This is a genomic window from Chloroflexus sp. (genome assembly GCF_056331925.1).
Map to the genome: position 1 here is coordinate 1 of NZ_JBWGQH010000013.1, position 16,458 is coordinate 16,458.

The 16,458-nt window shown below is 55.0% G+C and carries 12 protein-coding genes; 2 read left to right on the forward strand and 10 right to left on the reverse strand.

The window, feature by feature from the left end; all coding sequences use genetic code 11:
* Nucleotides 1–124: 124 nt before the first annotated feature.
* The gene (locus AC01ZF_RS08315) at nt 125–1,354 is read left to right on the forward strand and encodes an anaerobic glycerol-3-phosphate dehydrogenase subunit C (RefSeq protein ID WP_428111372.1); all 1,230 of its coding nucleotides are present in this window, start codon (nt 125–127) and stop codon (nt 1,352–1,354) included.
* Nucleotides 1,355–1,719: 365 nt separating this feature from the next.
* Nucleotides 1,720–3,588, forward strand: a complete 1,869-nt coding sequence (locus tag AC01ZF_RS08320; protein ID WP_424674725.1) for a WD40 repeat domain-containing serine/threonine protein kinase — start codon at nt 1,720–1,722, stop codon at nt 3,586–3,588.
* 33 nt (nt 3,589–3,621) lie between these two features.
* On the opposite strand, the gene AC01ZF_RS08325 is transcribed toward AC01ZF_RS08320, so the two are convergent.
* The 10 genes from AC01ZF_RS08325 to AC01ZF_RS08370 all read right to left on the reverse strand — a co-directional run bounded on the left by AC01ZF_RS08325 (nt 3,622) and on the right by AC01ZF_RS08370 (nt 16,403).
* Nucleotides 3,622–4,833 carry a glycosyltransferase gene (locus AC01ZF_RS08325; protein WP_424674724.1) on the reverse strand — a complete coding sequence of 404 codons (1,212 nt, stop codon included), beginning with the start codon at nt 4,831–4,833 and terminating at the stop codon, nt 3,622–3,624.
* A gap of 1 nt (nt 4,834) precedes the next feature.
* The gene (locus AC01ZF_RS08330) at nt 4,835–6,052 is read right to left on the reverse strand and encodes a patatin family protein (protein ID WP_424674723.1); all 1,218 of its coding nucleotides are present in this window, start codon (nt 6,050–6,052) and stop codon (nt 4,835–4,837) included.
* 46 nt (nt 6,053–6,098) lie between these two features.
* Nucleotides 6,099–6,626: a polyhydroxyalkanoate synthesis regulator DNA-binding domain-containing protein gene (locus AC01ZF_RS08335; RefSeq protein WP_424674722.1), complete on the reverse strand. Its 528-nt coding sequence runs from the start codon at nt 6,624–6,626 to the stop codon at nt 6,099–6,101.
* A gap of 158 nt (nt 6,627–6,784) precedes the next feature.
* The gene (locus AC01ZF_RS08340; RefSeq protein ID WP_012615382.1) at nt 6,785–7,264 is read right to left on the reverse strand and encodes a phasin family protein; all 480 of its coding nucleotides are present in this window, start codon (nt 7,262–7,264) and stop codon (nt 6,785–6,787) included.
* 156 nt (nt 7,265–7,420) lie between these two features.
* Entirely contained in the window at nt 7,421–7,882 is a 462-nt protein-coding gene (locus AC01ZF_RS08345; RefSeq protein WP_424674721.1) for a GNAT family N-acetyltransferase, read from the reverse strand.
* An 11-nt stretch (nt 7,883–7,893) separates the two neighbouring features.
* Complete coding sequence (locus tag AC01ZF_RS08350; protein WP_424674720.1) at nt 7,894–9,195, reverse strand: phosphoribosylamine--glycine ligase; 1,302 nt, start codon at nt 9,193–9,195, stop codon at nt 7,894–7,896.
* 63 nt (nt 9,196–9,258) lie between these two features.
* Nucleotides 9,259–10,116, reverse strand: a complete 858-nt coding sequence (locus AC01ZF_RS08355; RefSeq protein WP_424674719.1) for a bifunctional 5,10-methylenetetrahydrofolate dehydrogenase/5,10-methenyltetrahydrofolate cyclohydrolase — start codon at nt 10,114–10,116, stop codon at nt 9,259–9,261.
* Nucleotides 10,113–10,751, reverse strand: coding sequence for a cyclodeaminase/cyclohydrolase family protein (locus tag AC01ZF_RS08360; protein ID WP_424674718.1), 639 nt, complete (start codon nt 10,749–10,751; stop codon nt 10,113–10,115). Before AC01ZF_RS08360 ends, AC01ZF_RS08355 begins: the two co-directional genes overlap by 4 nt.
* A 136-nt stretch (nt 10,752–10,887) precedes the next feature.
* Nucleotides 10,888–13,620 (reverse strand): phosphoenolpyruvate carboxylase, encoded by a 2,733-nt coding sequence (locus tag AC01ZF_RS08365; protein ID WP_424674717.1) that lies wholly within the window; start codon nt 13,618–13,620, stop codon nt 10,888–10,890.
* Between the two features lie 161 nt (nt 13,621–13,781).
* The gene (locus tag AC01ZF_RS08370; protein ID WP_476575278.1) at nt 13,782–16,403 is read right to left on the reverse strand and encodes a hypothetical protein; all 2,622 of its coding nucleotides are present in this window, start codon (nt 16,401–16,403) and stop codon (nt 13,782–13,784) included.
* Between the last annotated feature and the right edge of the window lie 55 nt (nt 16,404–16,458).

Consider the following 16,458-nt stretch of genomic DNA (forward strand, 5'->3'; position numbering starts at 1 on the left):
GCACGACGGCGCGGCTCTCAAATACAGCCGCACGGCGGCGCGGCTCTCAAATACAGCCGCACGGCGGCGCGGCTCTCAAATACAGCCGCACGGCGGCGCGGCTCTAAATAGAGGAATCTCCACTATGGATCATATCGAACTCTCACTCACCCAATCGCTTGATCACTGCATAAAGTGTAATATTTGCACCTCGGCATGTCCGGTTGCAGCCGTTACCGACGCCTTCCCCGGACCCAAATACGTTGGGCCTCAAGCCCAACGCTTTCGTCACAAAGCTCAAGCGGTGCCCGATGCATCGGTAGACTACTGCTCGGGATGCCGCGTCTGTAATCAAGTCTGCCCAACCGGAGTGCGCATCGCCGAATTGAACGCACGTGCGAGAGCGCAAATAGTCACCGAACGCGGGATGCCGTTGCGCAACCGGATCATTGCCCGTTCGGGGTTGGTCGGACGTCTCAGTAATGGGCCGCACGCGCCGCTGGTCAACTTCACCCTCAGCTTCGCGCCGGCGCGCTGGTTGATCGAACAGGTGATGGGTATTCACCGCCACGCGCCGCTCCCAAAGGCCAGCACCTACACCTTCCGTAGTTGGTTCAAGCGACGCAAACCGTCAACAACCGGTCATCGACCACAGGTTGTCTACTTCCACGGCTGTAGCACCAACTACTACGAGCCACACGTTGGTAAGGCGGCTATTGCCGTGCTTGAGCATCTCGGCTTTGAGGTGATTCTGCCGCCGCAGCGTTGCTGTGGATTACCACTGCTCTCGAACGGAGATTTTCCCGCGGCGCAAAAGCACCACGAATACAACGTTGCTCAACTTTTGCCTTACGCTCGATCTGGCATCCCGATTGTCGGCACCAGTACCAGTTGCACACTGACGTTAAAGGAAGAAGCGCCTGAACTGCTCGGTTTGCACGGCGACGATGTTCGTGCTGTGGCTGCCGGTACCTACGATATCTTCGAATTCCTGCGCGATCTCCATGAACAAGGACGCCTACGCACCGACTTCCGGCCTCTCGAACGTACACTGCCCTACCATCCCCCTTGCCAACTACGCGCCCATCGGATCGGGCGCCCTGTGCTCGATGTGCTAGCTCTGATCCCCGGCTTACGCCTGCTCGAGAGTCGGGCTGAATGTTGTGGCATTGCCGGTACGTATGGCCTCAAGCGTGAGAAATATCAGATCGCTATCGATGTCGGCAAACCGTTGTTCGAGTTCGTCCGCACAAGTGGTCAACCGCTTGCCCTCTGCGACAGCGAAACCTGTCGCTGGCAAATCAGCGGCGCTACCGGTGTGGCGACACGCCACCCGATAGAAACCCTTGCCGAAGCGTATGGGCTGGCGGTATAAAAGGCCAGTCCCAACGGTAGGGGCCGGCCCCCGTGCCTGCCCCCATGCCGACCCCGTGCCAGCCCCAACGGTAGGGGCCGGCCCCCGTGCCTGCCCCCATGCCGACCCCGGCGGTTGGCCCCAACGGTAGGGGCCTACCCCCGTGCCTACGCCTACCCCCGTGCCTACGCCTACCCCGTGCCAGCCCCAACGGTAGGGGCCGGCCCCGTGCCTACCCCCGTGCCAGCCCAGACGGTAGGGGCCGGCCCCCGACCCCCGTGCCTGTCCCTACTGCCCGCACCATCCTTACAAAGATGTTACCGTAGCGCATTCTATCATTTGCTATAATACGAATCAGTGTGTTCGGATTAACCGGAGTAATGCGCATGCTTGCGCCGGAAACAGTTTTACAAGGCCGATACCATATCATCACCCAAATTGCCAAAGGCGGGATGGGCGCCGTCTATCAAGCCCGCGATCTCCGGCTACGCATTGATGTCGCCCTCAAACAGACCCTTTTTACTGATGAGACATACCGAGAAGCATTTGAGCGTGAAGCCCAAATCTTGGCCCGGTTACGCCATCAAGCCTTACCACGAGTTATCGACCACTTCATCGATCCCCAAGGTCAGTTCCTGGTGATGGAGTTTATCCACGGCGAAGATCTCGGTAACCAGTTGGCCCGACTTGGCCGCCGGTTTGCTTCGCCAAAGCTATTGCCAATGGTGGTCAAGTGGACAGATCAACTCCTCGATGTGTTGAACTATCTGCATACACGACCAATACCGGTTATTCATCGTGATATTAAACCGAAAAATCTCAAACTCACCGCAAGTCACGACATTATTTTGCTTGATTTTGGGCTGGCCCGCGGTGGCATGACCGTCTTCGCCGGACTTGAGGGGCCGAATGTTCGCAAAGTGTATGGCTTTACCCCACCATACGCACCGTATGAGCAGATGCGCGATGGCGAACCCGACCCCCGCAGCGATATTTATGCCCTTTCGGCTACTGTTTATCACCTGCTGACCGGCGTGTTACCGCCAGATGCCATGACTCGCATGGCGAGTATCGTTAACGGACAACCCGATCCCTTGCGGCCCATCCGTACACTCGCACCGCATGTGCCGGAGGGATTCGCTCAACTCATCGAGCAAGGAATGGCGACGCTGATTCATCAGCGGCCACAATCGGCCCGTGATATGCGCGAGGCATTGCACCGCTTACGTGGGCGTTCGGCAGTGACCGCCATTCCGAGTTCTGTTCCTCCAATCACCCCATCATCAGTTTCACCACCGCTGCAAGCCGATACAACGGCAACCCCGGCCCAACCGTCAACAATGCCGAGTCGACCAACACCACCACCCGTCGGCACAATGATCCGTCGCCTGATTACCGGCAGTCCGGTGCGGAGCGTTGCTTTTTCACCCAATGGCAAGTGGTTGTTGGACGGTCACGACGACTATACCGTCGGCGTGTGGGAAGTCGCTACCGGTGAACAGAAGGTAACGTTACGCGGTCACGAGAGTACGGTACGAACCGTTGCGTTCAGTCCCGATGGTAAACTCATCGCTACCGGCAGCGATGATGAGACGATCCGCATCTGGCGCACCTCCGATTGGCAGACACTACAGGTCATGCATCATCCCGGTTGCCCGATTGAAAGTGTTAGTTTTAGTCCTGATGGTCGTTACCTGGCCGCCGGCGGTTGGGGTAATGCCATCACGCTCTATCTGCTCAAGCAAGAGAAGATCGAGCCAATTGGCCTGTTTTCTTGCCCATTCGTGCATTCGCTGAGCTTTGCACCGAATGGATCACTCTTGGCCGCTGGCTGTTACGATGGGGCGATCTATCTTTGGCAGATTGCTGATCAGCAGGCCCTTGATCCGATAAGTGGTTTCAACACCTTTATTTACAGCGTTGCCTTCAATCCGGCCAGCACCATCATTGCCGCCAGTAGCGGTACGACAATTCGCTTATGGCGGCTGAAAGATCGTTATCCCCTCGATACACTCCAAGGCCATACTGCACCGGTCCGCGAGCTGGCATTTAGTCCTCGTGCACCTTTGCTTGCGTCGGTCAGTGAAGATCGCAGTGCGCGGTTCTGGAATGTCGAACACGGGCAACCGCTACCGCTGATCCTCGAACATAGCGCCGGTGTTAGTTGCCTGAATTTTAGCCCCGATGGTCAATTGCTGGCTACCGGTTCCCACGATGGCCGAATCTGCCTCTGGCAAGCACCAACTGAACAGTAAGTACTGCATCCTCTAGAGATGAGGCCGCGTCCTTCACAACTTGCGTTGCGCTACCTGCTCAACCAAAGCGATGATCCGCTCCGCCCGCCGACCATAGGTGTGTTCGGCGGCTAACCGCTGCCGTTCCGTTGCCAATGCCGGATCACACTCCGCCAGCGCAGCCGTCAGGGCTGCTTGCAGCCCATTCAGATCGCGTCGCGTAAAGCTGTAAGCCAAATGCGATGGCAAGATCTCGTAGAGCGCCGGAATTGCTGGTAGGACTATCGGCAAGCCCAACGCCATATACTCAAACAGCTTAAGCGGTGATGCCGTTACATCGGTCACCGTGTCGGGAATCACCAATACATTGGCTGCACCTAGACAGGATACGACTTCGATTTGTGGTCGCAGTGGTAAGAGATAGAGATCGGCTGACATTGCTGTCGTTTCGGCAACTCGCAACCCCTCACTCAACGCATGGGCAGCCAATGCAGCGCGCTCACCGGGTCGCCCACCAATGACGATCCCGATCAGCGTCGGATGGATAGCCCGGAGTCGACGAATTGCACTGAGCAGGCCATCGAGCCAACGATGGGCAAAGGTCATACCGGCATAGGCTACGATAGGGGCATCGGCAGGTAACCCTAAACCACGACGACACGCCGCACGGTCCTGTGGCCGAAAGACCTGTTCATCATACGCATCAGGAATGACGGCTACCTCGGCCGGATCACGCCACTCAATCTGTGCTAACAAACGCCGAAAATTATCGGTGAGCGAAACGACGGCACTTGATCGACAGAGCGCCGTGCGATCGATCAAATCGAGGAAGCCGCGGGCCCATGGCTCCTTAGCCCGCGATGGGTTACGCGACTCCAGATCATGGGCTTCATAAATCACCGGTAAGTCGAAACGTGGCCCGAAGACTCCGGCCCACCACGCCGCGATAATCGGCTGCCGAATATACACCGCTTGCACGTTGTGGCGACGCAGCGCGACGACGGTTGCCGTCATCGCGGCAAACGCCGAGTGCTCAAGGTAATAGAGCAACGTGCTCTTGTACAAACGTGACAACTTCCCGATCGCTGGTCGTGGTAAATGCACCGCACCTACCTCAAAAAACCGGCTCGGTTCATTACCCCAGCGCGGAATAAGGGCCAACGTATCGGGTCGGCGGGCACGCAGTTCTCGCAACGTGGTAAACGTTTGCAGGGCATTGGCCGATTGCAAATTGAGGCTCGTTGGATACGCAATGTAAACAATCATCTCAGCGGGCTACCTCAAACCGAGACAACAACCGATCTAACTCAGCCAGCGTTGAGGCGAGCCCCTCCGGCGCAGTATGCAACGATCCACCGGTCACTAACGCTGCTCGCACCAAATGCGGATCATCACCTGCGACCGCCAGATTCCGCAGATCCTGTCGGATCCGCTCGTCGCTAATCGCAATGCCATGCCGAGCAAGCATGGTTCGATAGTACGGATAGTGCTCAATTAATTGGTGGGCGACGCTCTCAAACCCATAGCGGGCAATTTGCATACGGGTACCGAAGCGCATGGTATTCTCGGCAAACATAATGCGGTCGTGCCGTGAAGGCTCGATCAAGATAATATCCACTTCTGGATGGCGACGGCGTACCTGCTTGATATGGTAATGGAGACCCGCGTGGATGAAGGTGCGGAATACTTGATTGCCGATACGCTGAATACCCTGATCACTAATCGCCGCACCGGGCGGATGACGACGGTTGTCAAATGGTACCATTGGATTAATACAAACGATCAGTTCAGCGCCACGCTCAATCGCAATATCAAGGCTAGCAGTACCGCGGAGACCACCATCGATGTAATCCCGGTCACCTATTCGTACCGGACGATAGAAGATCGGGATCGCCGCCGATGCGCAAACGGCCAATGAAATAGGCACCTGATCGAGGGGTGGCAAACCAAATACTGCCCGTTCACCGCTGTCTAGATCAGTGGCAATAATCAGTAATTCACGGTCAAGATCGTGAAACCGATTAGAGCGACCGGGCTGTTCGAGGGCCACACGGATATAGCGTTCGAGCGCCTGCGAATCGTAAATACCGGTCGGCAAACCCACTGCCAGCGTTTCGATAAGGTCAAGCAGCGACGCCTCCTGCCCCTCGCGCAACCAACGCCGGAGCGCTTGCATCACTGCACCGGGCAACTGCGAGCCACGCCGCACCAGATCGGCAAGGTTCAACTGATAGAGATGGTGTGGTTCGAGTTGATCTATGCCGAGCAAGGAACGTTCGAGCACGCTAATCAGCGTGCGCGGCGACATATTATTGGCCAGACAAGCATTGATCAATGCGCCGGCGCTTGTACCGACATAGATATCAAACTCGTTGACCGAAAGGTGATCAAGTACTTGATCGATAGCGCAAAGGGCACCGATCTCATACGCGGCGCCGGCAACGCCACCGCCGGCCAGAACCAGAGCGGTTGTGCTACGATGCATAAACTGCCTCTTTGCGTGTATGTATTATTGGCCGCTCTTCAATACGCTAACGCCGGCGTAACAACTGCTCAACCATGTTGGCAAGCGCGTCGATCTGTGCGTGGAGCCGTTCAACATCGTTCCGCGTGGGAACATCAGCGATTCGTTTGGCGAGCTGGTCATGCGCATCACGGGCAAACTCTTGGCGTAACAGCAGTCTGCGCCAGCGATCGGCTTCTTCAGGTGAAAGCTCACCTTCATCAACCAAAACATCGATCCGGCGACCGATTTCGGCCTCGATCAGATCGTCGCCGCCCAGCGAACTAAAGAGTGTGCGCCGGAGAGTGGACAGTGTGTCGCCACCCACCTGAATCAGACCGGTCAGTAAATTGGTGGGGAGGGGTGAATTGCGGCCACGGGCCTGTAACACAACCTGAGCCAAAATATTGGCCGTAATATCATCACCTGTTTCGTTATCTAGCACCTGAACGGTTTCACCCTTCTGAACAAGCTGAGCAATGCCGTCAAGGGTGATATACCGTTTCTCGTTAGTATGATACAGCTTACGGTTGGCGTATTTTTTGATAACATGCATGATATTGCCGCCTTGTGCTGCATACCGGTAGACAACCATGCAGCAGCTATAGTTCTGAGTGTTGTGGTGATAGTCTCAGCGGCAATTATAACACGCTGCGCCACAATGCCGGCAACTGTAGCAAATGCCACAGTGCCGGCGCTTGTCTTGACCCGACTCTACTTCGTCTCGCCCTCTTCCTTGGCCTCACCACGAGTACGGTGGCGGGCTGGTGTCTCCTGAATGCGGCGCAGCTCTTCTACCCGCGCGGCCAGTTGGGCAATTTTCGCACTGAGCTCATCAATGTCGCGCTTCGAGGGGATGTTGAGCCGGTTGAGGAACTGCTCAAACCCTGTCTCAACTTGAGCAGCAAGATTGTTCAGATTGGTTTGCATCGGATCGACTTGCGGCAGAGCTGTCTTGCGGAAGCGCTCGGCCGCTTCCTCAAACAGCTTTTGCGCATCTTTCTGCGCCAGTTCGCCCCGCTCTACGAGCCGATTGATGAAGGCTTCGGCTTCTTCACGGCTGAGCGCAAACGCACCAATCCCCGCGAGGATGAGCTTGCGCACCACTTCAAAGATCTGGACACTCGGATTGACCGGCGGTGGTGTCTCGTCGATCTGGCGAACGTTGACCTCAATCTCTTCCACCGTGCTCATAGCAACCTCCTGCTTTTCACGAGTAACCGGTTGTTAACTGCTTGTATCATAGCACAGTCTACCAAGTTTTGGTAGACGAATAACGCAGCGCGTTATACAGATCAATTATAACACGCTGCGTCATAAAGATCAATGGCGCAATAGTTGCGAAGTGCTCTACGATGCTGACATTCCAACAACGTCCCAGACGAAATGAAACGAGCTTAACCGCATCCCTTCACGCTCATAAAACCGGTGCGCATCCGTTCGCCATGTGCCCGAATCGAGATGGAGTTGTGCGCAGCCTTCGGTAACGGCTTGTTGCTTGAGCCATGCGAGTAATGCCGCACCATAACCACGTGACCGTCGATCACTCCGCGTCACCAGATCATCCACGTAGAGAAAACGCCCCCACGCGAGATTCTCACAGACCCGAAACCCAGCTACGGCCACGACCTCATCATCAACAAATGCCGCAGCTAGCCGATAACCTGCCGTTGCTTGTTGCCGAACACGCGCTACAAACTCATCGGCAGTGAGATGCGGACGCAATTCGCGCATCACCTCATAACACGTGGCAATTATGTCATCACGAATGACCAAATCAATCACCGGTGGCGCAGGCGTCTCGCTATGCATGCTATACCTCGCTATCTTTCACTTGCCCCGACATCCTCGCGGTAGGTGCGTCCTGGAAAACGGATCCGCTCAGCGTTGATGATCGCCCGACCTCGCGCACCGGCTAGCGTTGCGCCAAGGGCTACAACTGTCACCACATGACCACCGGTGAGGTATAGCCCACCGCCACCACCTAAGATACGGTCGTGGTGTGTTGGATCGTACCGCAGAATAAACGGAGATTCGGTCTGATCGTGAAACACCAGTACCCCCTCTTCAACCTCACTTATCCCTTCAACGGCAGCGCTGATCGGGTAATGATACGGATAGCCCTGTGTGACCAACGCCAACGCGACACTCGCTTCTTCACGCCAGCGTAATGGTGGCAACCGGTGCAAACGACGGGCAATTGCCGCTTCCAGATACGGCAATAGGTCATCGATCAAGCGTGGCAAAACTGCCTGCGCTTCCATATCACGCAAACTACAGCGTAATCCTACAACGCGCGGCCCGTGCGTACCGATGATACAATCGACCCCAACGATTCCCCAATATGGAAGTTGCTCACGGGCGATTGCGGCAACGAGCGGCTGCATAATATGGCGTTCTAGGTACGCCGTCAGCTTTTGAGTGTAGGGCGAATTGCCGGTAATTGCCCCCATCGCCGGTGCCGGTGGACTATTCGGTTGTGGACCCATCCCTTCATAGAGACGCGCCGGCAATAATGTCACCACTGCACTCCCGTCGGTGATGGCAGAAAAACTGACGAGTGGCCCAGCGACATATTCTTCGATGATGACCCCGTGACTGCTCCCCTCAACTGGTCGGGAAACAAACAAGTCATGCAACGCTTTGAGCGCGGCGTAACGATCGGCATAAACACCCTCACCGGCTGCAGGATGATCGCCACGCAACACCACCGGCAACGGTTGCGCGGCGAGATATTTCTCGGCCATCGGTAAGCTGGTAAAGCAACGCCCTCCTGGGGTTGGTAACTGATAGCGCAAAAGCAGCTCTTTGGCGTAACAGCGACTCCACTCAATACGGGTGCTGCGCTGCGATGCACCACAGACACCGATATGCATACTTACCACTTCATCAACCAAACCGGCCCAGAGTGGTTCGCTACTCGCCGGTACAATCAGATCAACCCCCTCGTTGAACGCCCATTGGGCTACTTGCGCTGGTTGTAACGGATCGAGGTCAACCTGTGGGGCAATCTGGCACGCACCGCCATTTCCCGGTGCTACCAGAACATCAGCCGATGGACTGGCAAAGAGCTTCCATACTAATGCATGCGTGCGACCATCATGGCCGAGAACAAGAACTTTCATGCCGCACCGTTCCTTGCAAACACGTGTTGGTAATAGCGAACGCGGTACAACTCGTGCGCAAGATTAGATGCCTAATCGGCTACGAGTGGCTTTGATCAGGTTCTGAATCAGCATCACATTCGTCACCGGCCCGGTACCGCCGGGAACCGGTGTAATCGCACCGGCCACTTCAACCACAGCCGCAAAATCGACGTCACCAACCATACTGCCATCGGCCAAAACATTAGTACCAAAGTCGATGATCGTTGCACCGGGTTTGATCATCTCAGCGGTAATCAGTTGCGGTCGACCGGCTGCGGCCACAATGATGTCACACTCGCGCAACACCGCACCTAAGTCAGATGTGCGTGAATGACAGATAGTGACTGTCGCATCGGCCTGTAGCAACAGCAACGCCATCGGCCGCCCGACAATCGCCGAGCGCCCAACAACTGCTGCCCGTTTTCCCCGTACCTCAATCTCATACCGACGCAGCAATTCCATACCACCGGCGGGGGTATTCGGTATCAGCACCGGGCGTCCTTGTGCCAAAAGACCGGCATTGATCGGGTGAATACCGTCGAGATCCTTTTCGGGAACCAGCCGACTCAAGACGCCATCGAGGGACAAACCGGCCGGCAACGGTAATTGGAGCAAGATGCCGTCAACCCGGTCATCAGCACTCAATCGCGAAACGGTCGCTTCGAGTTCAGCCTGGGTGACAACATCAGGAAGAATAATCGTTCGACAGGCAGCACCCAACGACTGCGATAACCGATCGATGCTGCGCACATAACGGGTTGCCGCCGGATCTTCACCAACCTGCACGACGGCAATCACCGGTGCCCGATCGATCCGTTCGTGTAGTTCGGCAATCTGTGCTGCCAACTCGTGACGCAATGCTTGTGCCAATGCACGACCATCGAGAATACGCGCACTCATCCGATCATCCTTCCCCGGACAATGGTGACAATACCATCAACTTCATCACCAAGCCCGATCAGTAAATCTTGCAACTGGGCGCGCGTTTCGCGAACAAAGATCTGATCCTCAAGTGCAGCCAAATTAATCTCAACGTTCAATGCAGCACTCTGAACGGTGGCGCGTACCAGTAAAGCGGCAACCCCAACATCACTGACCACCAAGCGCGCACAGTTGTTTGCCAAGGTCGTGCAAAGCGGAAGTAATGCTGCTGCGGCCTGTGCAGTTCGCAACGGTACCTCGGCAGCCAAACGGGTAATCTGCTGGATTGCCGCCTTGCGTGTCGCTGCATCGGCCTCGGTTGTGCGCGGTAGTTTGTACGCCGCTGCGAGGCGATTAAAGACGGCAATATCTTCATCGGCCAGCCGTTGTAATTCGGCACGCAATTGCTCGGCCTGAGCGTGAATAGCCCGTAACTCGTTTTCTACTTCGGCAAATTGCGGCTTCCCGATGGTCAATTCACACACCATGCTCACCAAACCGGCTGCCATAGCACCGGTAAGTGCTGCCACACTCCCACCACCGGGGGTGGGGGCACGTGAGGCAAGCGCATCGAGAATGGCGCCGAGCGGCTGTTGCATCAATGATTCGGACATGACGCCTCCCTTATCTGGAAACAGCTCACCATCAACGCTGCTATGGTCGATAGCGAGATTTATTATAGCCGATAGGTTATACCATACCGATATAGTTGCCTCGTTTGCATCATACCAACACCGATCAAGCACTTCTTCATCCTGTGGTGCGTAATCCGGCAGCAATAGCATTGACCAGCAGCAACAGATCGATGAGCGTCGTTTCCGCCGCCGGATCATCAGCCGCGCGCTGGGCACGCCATTGCCGGAGTAACTCGATCTGTCGTTGATGCAAAGGTGCTAGCCCGATCTGGCGACGGGCGAGGGTTGCAGCAAGTTGGGGCCACCGTCGGTCCAGTGGCATACCAAAGAGCGATTCCAGTGCTGCTACAGTACGTTCAAACTCGGCATCGATCAAGATCAGAAAATCTCGACGCAGCGCCTCATCTTCGACTAATGACGCATAAGCGTGCATGGTCGGACGATGAGCAGTCAGGAGACTCGTACTCACATTTGCTAATAGATAGCTCAAGAACGGCCAATTCCACTGGGCAGCATAAAGCTCTTCCCACACTGCCGGATCGGTATCGCGCAAGGCTTGGAGCGCACTCCCCACACCATACCAACCCGGCAAATAGAAGCGCGACTGGTTCCAGCTAAACACCCACGGAATCGCCCGCAGATCGGCGAGCGTCGCTTGCCCCGTGCGCCGTACCGGACGTGAACCGATCCGGCTTTGCTCGATGACGTCAATTGGCGTAGCTTGTCGAAAGAAGGTGACAAAACCATCACGCTCAATGAGATCACGGTATGCTGCCTGCGCCTGTTGGGCCAAGCGTTCCATCACCGGCTCAAGCGGATGCGGTGTTGGCGGATGTCGCCGGTGTAACAGTGTGTAGGTCGTCGTTCCGGCTAACAATAATTCGAGATTATAAGCAGCAGTCAGACGGTTAGCGTATTTTTGGGCAATGACTTCACCCTGTTCGGTCAAGCGCAAATCGCCGTTCAAACTGCCCGACGGCAACATCGCAATAAACCGATTGGTCGGTCCCGCACCACGGCTAATTGTTCCGCCACGCCCATGGAAAAAGCGAATCCGCACCCCACGCGCTGCCCCAACCTCACTCATTGCCCGCTGTGCTCGTTGCAGCGCCCACTGGCTGGCGAGAATCCCGCCATCTTTATTACTGTCGCTATATCCGATCATCACCTGCTGGACCAGCTCACCATCATGGGACTGTACCCCTAAGCTACGACGGGTCACCGGATGATCGAGGATCTCGGCTAAAATCTGCGGACTGTGTTCGAGATCTTCGATGGTTTCAAACAGCGGTACAACCGGTAACCGACAGACCAACCCCTCCGGCGTTGCATACGCCAGTCCAGCTTCGCGCGCTAGCAAGTACACCACCAGTACATCCGTCACATCACGGGTCATACTGATGATCAGCGGGCCAAGACCACTCGTACCGTAGCGAGCAATATGAGACGCCAACACCCGATAGCACTCAACCACCGCCGTCGCTTCTGGCCCCAATGGGGTATTAGGATGAGCAAAGGGACGCGGTGAAACGATTTCGCGCTCTAACAATGCACGTCGTCGTTCAGGATCACCTCCAAGAAGATCATCGGTCGGTAGACCGGCCACGATCAGCAACTGCGCCAGTGCCCGATCATGAAACTGACTATTCTGCCGAATATCGAGCGTTGCCAAATGAAAGCCAAACGTTTGCACTAATTGCATGAGCGGGCGAATTTCTGCTTCGGCCAGCCGTCCACAACCAACCGACCGTAAATGCTGTGCAAATTCTTGTAAATCGTGCAGAAGTTCATCTGCACTACGATACCGTCCCGGTTCATCAACCAACCGGGCCGCTTCCGCCGGTGAATCATCTATCGGCAGTCTCGCCAACATCAGATTCAGCGCCTGCCGCCATGGCTCGTTCGGATTCCGCGCCACCGCTTGTACCCCTCGCATCCCCAAGGCATTCGTCATCCGCCGAATCTGCTCGGCTAGACCGGGTGGGGTTGGTACCAGCAGATCTGAGATACTTAGGTGACGCACCGCCTGCCGAATCCGACGCCGGAGTAAGCGCAAAGCTTGCAAACGTAACTCGTGCAACGTCTGCGCTGTAATCTCGGCCGTGACGAGCGGATGCCCATCGCGGTCGCCACCGACCCAAGAACCAAACGTTAGCTTTGGCCAACGCTCGATCAATAATGCCGGATCAAATCCGCTCATTTGCCACGCATAGCGCAATTGATTATCCAGGACCGGCAATACGTCAGGAAAGACGTTCACAAGGTAGTGCAGGACATTTCGTACCTCTGAAGCCACATCCGGTTTACTAAGAAAGATGTTACCGGTTCGCCACAACCGCTCTAACAACGCTATGATATCCGTCTCGATCTCGGCTTGCTCTGCCGGAGACCAACGTTGGCTTTCACGTCGGACGAGCAATAGATACAGCTCGCGGTAATGATCGAGGACGGTAGTACGTTTTGCCTCGGTTGGATGGGCGGTTAGCACCGGTTCAACTCGTATTTCAGGCAACGCTGCCGCAATCTCATCAGCCGTGAAACCGGCACGTTGTAATTTCAACAACGCATCACGCCAACGCCCCGATTCGGGTGGTAATGCGGGATCACGGTCGGTCATCCGGCGCTGCTGGACTGCCGCATTCTCTTCGGCAATGTTAAGCAACTGGAAGGCAATCCCAAATGCCTGCGCCAATTCTCGTACCGCCACTGCCGACTGATCGGTCCCCTCATGCAACCATGGCAATGCTGCTGCAACCGAGATCGCACCAATATCACGGAGCATACGTTGAAAGCATTTCAGCAAAAAGTGAAAATCCTGCTCAGCTTTGGCATGATCGAGTGGTTGCATGATCACCAACACCTTTCGCTACCGTTACGCCTGATCCCGTTGGCATCATAACAAATCCATCGATGTGTGTCGAGTAGGTTGGAAAGACAACTAAAAATAGTGCGCCTTGACACTTTCCGCCAAGGCGCACAGACAAAACCTTCTGTGATCGAAACCCTAACCTATCGATAAATGACCGGTACAAAGACCTTTATCGACTCTGGTTCAGGTGTGGGTGGTGCCACAACGGTGATAGTTCGAATAATCCCATTCGGCGCCGATGGACTTTCACCACGGTTATTGCTTCGCCCTTCAGCATCTTCGCCGGTCATCGTATTGTAATCCACCACAATTCCGATGTCATACGTGCCTGGCGTACCGAAAATCGTATTCCAGTTCGCCGGCTCACCATTAGCTTTATTCCAACTATTTAATGGAACGGTGTACGATGCACCCGGTATAAATGGCTCCTTCGGGACTTGTGCCGATACTGTCACACATACCGGAGTCGCTGAACCACCGGCGTTGGGATCAGGAGCCGGCACAGAGGTGAGCACTGGAACATCCGGATCGGTTCGCCGAGCGATGCAGAGATCGACAAAGAAACCACCACCCCCACTTGCCGCCACCACACTGCGCGTCGCCGCAAGGCTATTCTTCCGCAGATTGCGCAAGGTCAAGACAATATTGCGAAAACTTCCGTTGTTCGTCTGAACATCGAAGGTCTCGATGATAATGTCCGGCTTGGCTGCAACAATCTTCTCGACCGCGAAATAGAGAAGTTTCGGTGAGAACGTTCGATCACCGGGATCTTGAATGAGCTGAGCCCGGTACTGCATACAGGTTGCTTGAATCTCTTCGTCTGGGAAGGCATTGATCAAGCGTACCTGGTTAAGCCCGTCCTTAGAGTACAACACAGAATTAGGATTCGCATCTATTGCTCGCCACCGTTCTGGATTCGAAATGGAAGGCGAAGGATCAAAATCACTCTCTCGGCAGGTACCACTTGTCACGGCGGCGCGGAATTGAATGCGGATATCTGCCTCAGGATTGCTAGATGGACGGTTGAGATCAACAAACCACTTGAGAGCCAGTAGCCGCGACGTTTCGTTGTCGGTTAGTACCGGGAATGGTTGCGAATAGTACCAACCTTCTGGTGCTCGGGTCGCACTGGTCGTCTCATTTGCACTGCCTACACCACCAAAAAAGATCGTATTCGTTGGCTCGTTATTCTCACTAGCCCCACCGATCACATACATCCACGCTGCATAGACTTGACTTGTCACATTATCAGGTGGTACTGCCGGGATAAGTGCTGCCGCTGCACCGACCCGTCGGTATGGTTCTGGTAAGACACGGTCATTCGTCTCATTGGTACCGACGAAGTAAATATTACTATTGGTCAAATCTTCTAACAAGAATTGATCGTTAAAGATTGCGACCGGGATCGTCGCAGTTGCCCCGCTAGCACCGGGAAAGCTATTGTCTGTCGAACCGGTAATGTAATAGATACGATTGTTGAAACTCAAACCTGTAACGTTATGTCGAGCCTGAATGTTAATCGCTTGCGTCCCACTACCTATAGCAGCGACCTGGTCGGTCCATGTTAACGTACCGGTCGTCGGATTGACATCGGCCCGCCATACCGAGGTATTAAGCAACGTACAATCAATCGTAGTACAGCCACCGAGCAAAAAGATCGCATCTTTCTGTACCGGTGCGCCACCTTCGATCCGAGTGGTGTTAACGGCTAGTGCCGTCCCAGAGTGAAGGCCAGAGTGAAGGGGGAACGGCAAATCGGCCAACTTTGCCCAAACCGTTCCGGCGGACGAATTAGTAGGATGCGTCAGATTACCGTTGGCATCGACTTTGGTGTAGAAGACATACGGATAAATATCTTGCTGTACAAGCTGACTTGGCGCAACACTTAAGCCGCCTATCGCATAGATAAAGTCATTCCCTGCGCTGGTCCGAACATGCACGAGTTGTAAGTCCTGAACTCCGCGGAGGTCAGGCGAAGCCGAATTGGTGATAATCTCACCATTACTGTCGAGGGTAGGAAACCGCCAAGTATCCGGTGTGTTCCAAGCGATAATATCACCGTTAGCATTAACTGTTGCACGTTGTACAAGATTAGTCGAGAAGTTGTACGTCGCGCAAGTTTGATCGTACATATTACCGCCGACAATAAAGATATAGCCAAGATTCGATCCGGTAGTTGCCGGCACAGCTACGGCTGCCGATCGCGACCGACCGGCAATCACGATGTCACATTCAGGACCGGGATCAGCGCCCTGGATGGCAAAGGCCTTAAACGCATCATTGCCCGGTGCAGGGTATGAATCGGTCACAAATGCACCGGTCGCCTGATTAATTTCACCACGAAAGACATAGTTTGAGTTGGAGACACTCTCACCATTACTATCTATTGTCGTAGCACCACCGATAACAAACAGATATTTACTAAGTGACACTACAGGAGCATCGCTCAATGGCAATGGCAATGTTGTGCTTGAGGTTGACCAATTATTACGATTTAACGCCCCGACCGGTGCTAGCTCCACAGCGCCGACCACATCTGGAGCACTCGGCGTGCTTGGTGCTGCCGCCACGACCGTGCGCTGAAACACCCCGCTGGCAAAATCGGCCTGAGAGTTATCGATAATTTGATCGGTCCCTGTTTCGTCAACCAAAGCGCGTATAGTCCCTGATGGCCACGCAGTCACCAGCATAACGCAACTGAGGGTATATATAACCATAACCCGTAATGTGCGACGGGATAGAGATAGAAATGGTGGTGTCATCAGTGACCTCCCGACGAGAATACCTGTGAAGTTGAAGTTCGCCGATGGATAAGAG

Excerpts from the sequence above, each read along its gene's own strand:
- AC01ZF_RS08315 (WP_428111372.1), top strand. The coding sequence starts at position 125 with ATGGATCATATCGAACTCTCACTCACCCAATCGCTTGATCACTGCATA.
- AC01ZF_RS08320 (WP_424674725.1), top strand. The coding sequence starts at position 1,720 with ATGCTTGCGCCGGAAACAGTTTTACAAGGCCGATACCATATCATCACC.
- AC01ZF_RS08325 (WP_424674724.1), bottom strand. The coding sequence starts at position 4,833 with ATGATTGTTTACATTGCGTATCCAACGAGCCTCAATTTGCAATCGGCC.
- AC01ZF_RS08330 (WP_424674723.1), bottom strand. The coding sequence starts at position 6,052 with ATGCATCGTAGCACAACCGCTCTGGTTCTGGCCGGCGGTGGCGTTGCC.
- AC01ZF_RS08335 (WP_424674722.1), bottom strand. The coding sequence starts at position 6,626 with ATGCATGTTATCAAAAAATACGCCAACCGTAAGCTGTATCATACTAAC.
- AC01ZF_RS08340 (WP_012615382.1), bottom strand. The coding sequence starts at position 7,264 with ATGAGCACGGTGGAAGAGATTGAGGTCAACGTTCGCCAGATCGACGAG.
- AC01ZF_RS08345 (WP_424674721.1), bottom strand. The coding sequence starts at position 7,882 with ATGCATAGCGAGACGCCTGCGCCACCGGTGATTGATTTGGTCATTCGT.
- AC01ZF_RS08350 (WP_424674720.1), bottom strand. The coding sequence starts at position 9,195 with ATGAAAGTTCTTGTTCTCGGCCATGATGGTCGCACGCATGCATTAGTA.
- AC01ZF_RS08355 (WP_424674719.1), bottom strand. The coding sequence starts at position 10,116 with ATGAGTGCGCGTATTCTCGATGGTCGTGCATTGGCACAAGCATTGCGT.
- AC01ZF_RS08360 (WP_424674718.1), bottom strand. The coding sequence starts at position 10,751 with ATGTCCGAATCATTGATGCAACAGCCGCTCGGCGCCATTCTCGATGCG.
- AC01ZF_RS08365 (WP_424674717.1), bottom strand. The coding sequence starts at position 13,620 with ATGCAACCACTCGATCATGCCAAAGCTGAGCAGGATTTTCACTTTTTG.
- AC01ZF_RS08370 (WP_476575278.1), bottom strand. The coding sequence starts at position 16,403 with ATGACACCACCATTTCTATCTCTATCCCGTCGCACATTACGGGTTATG.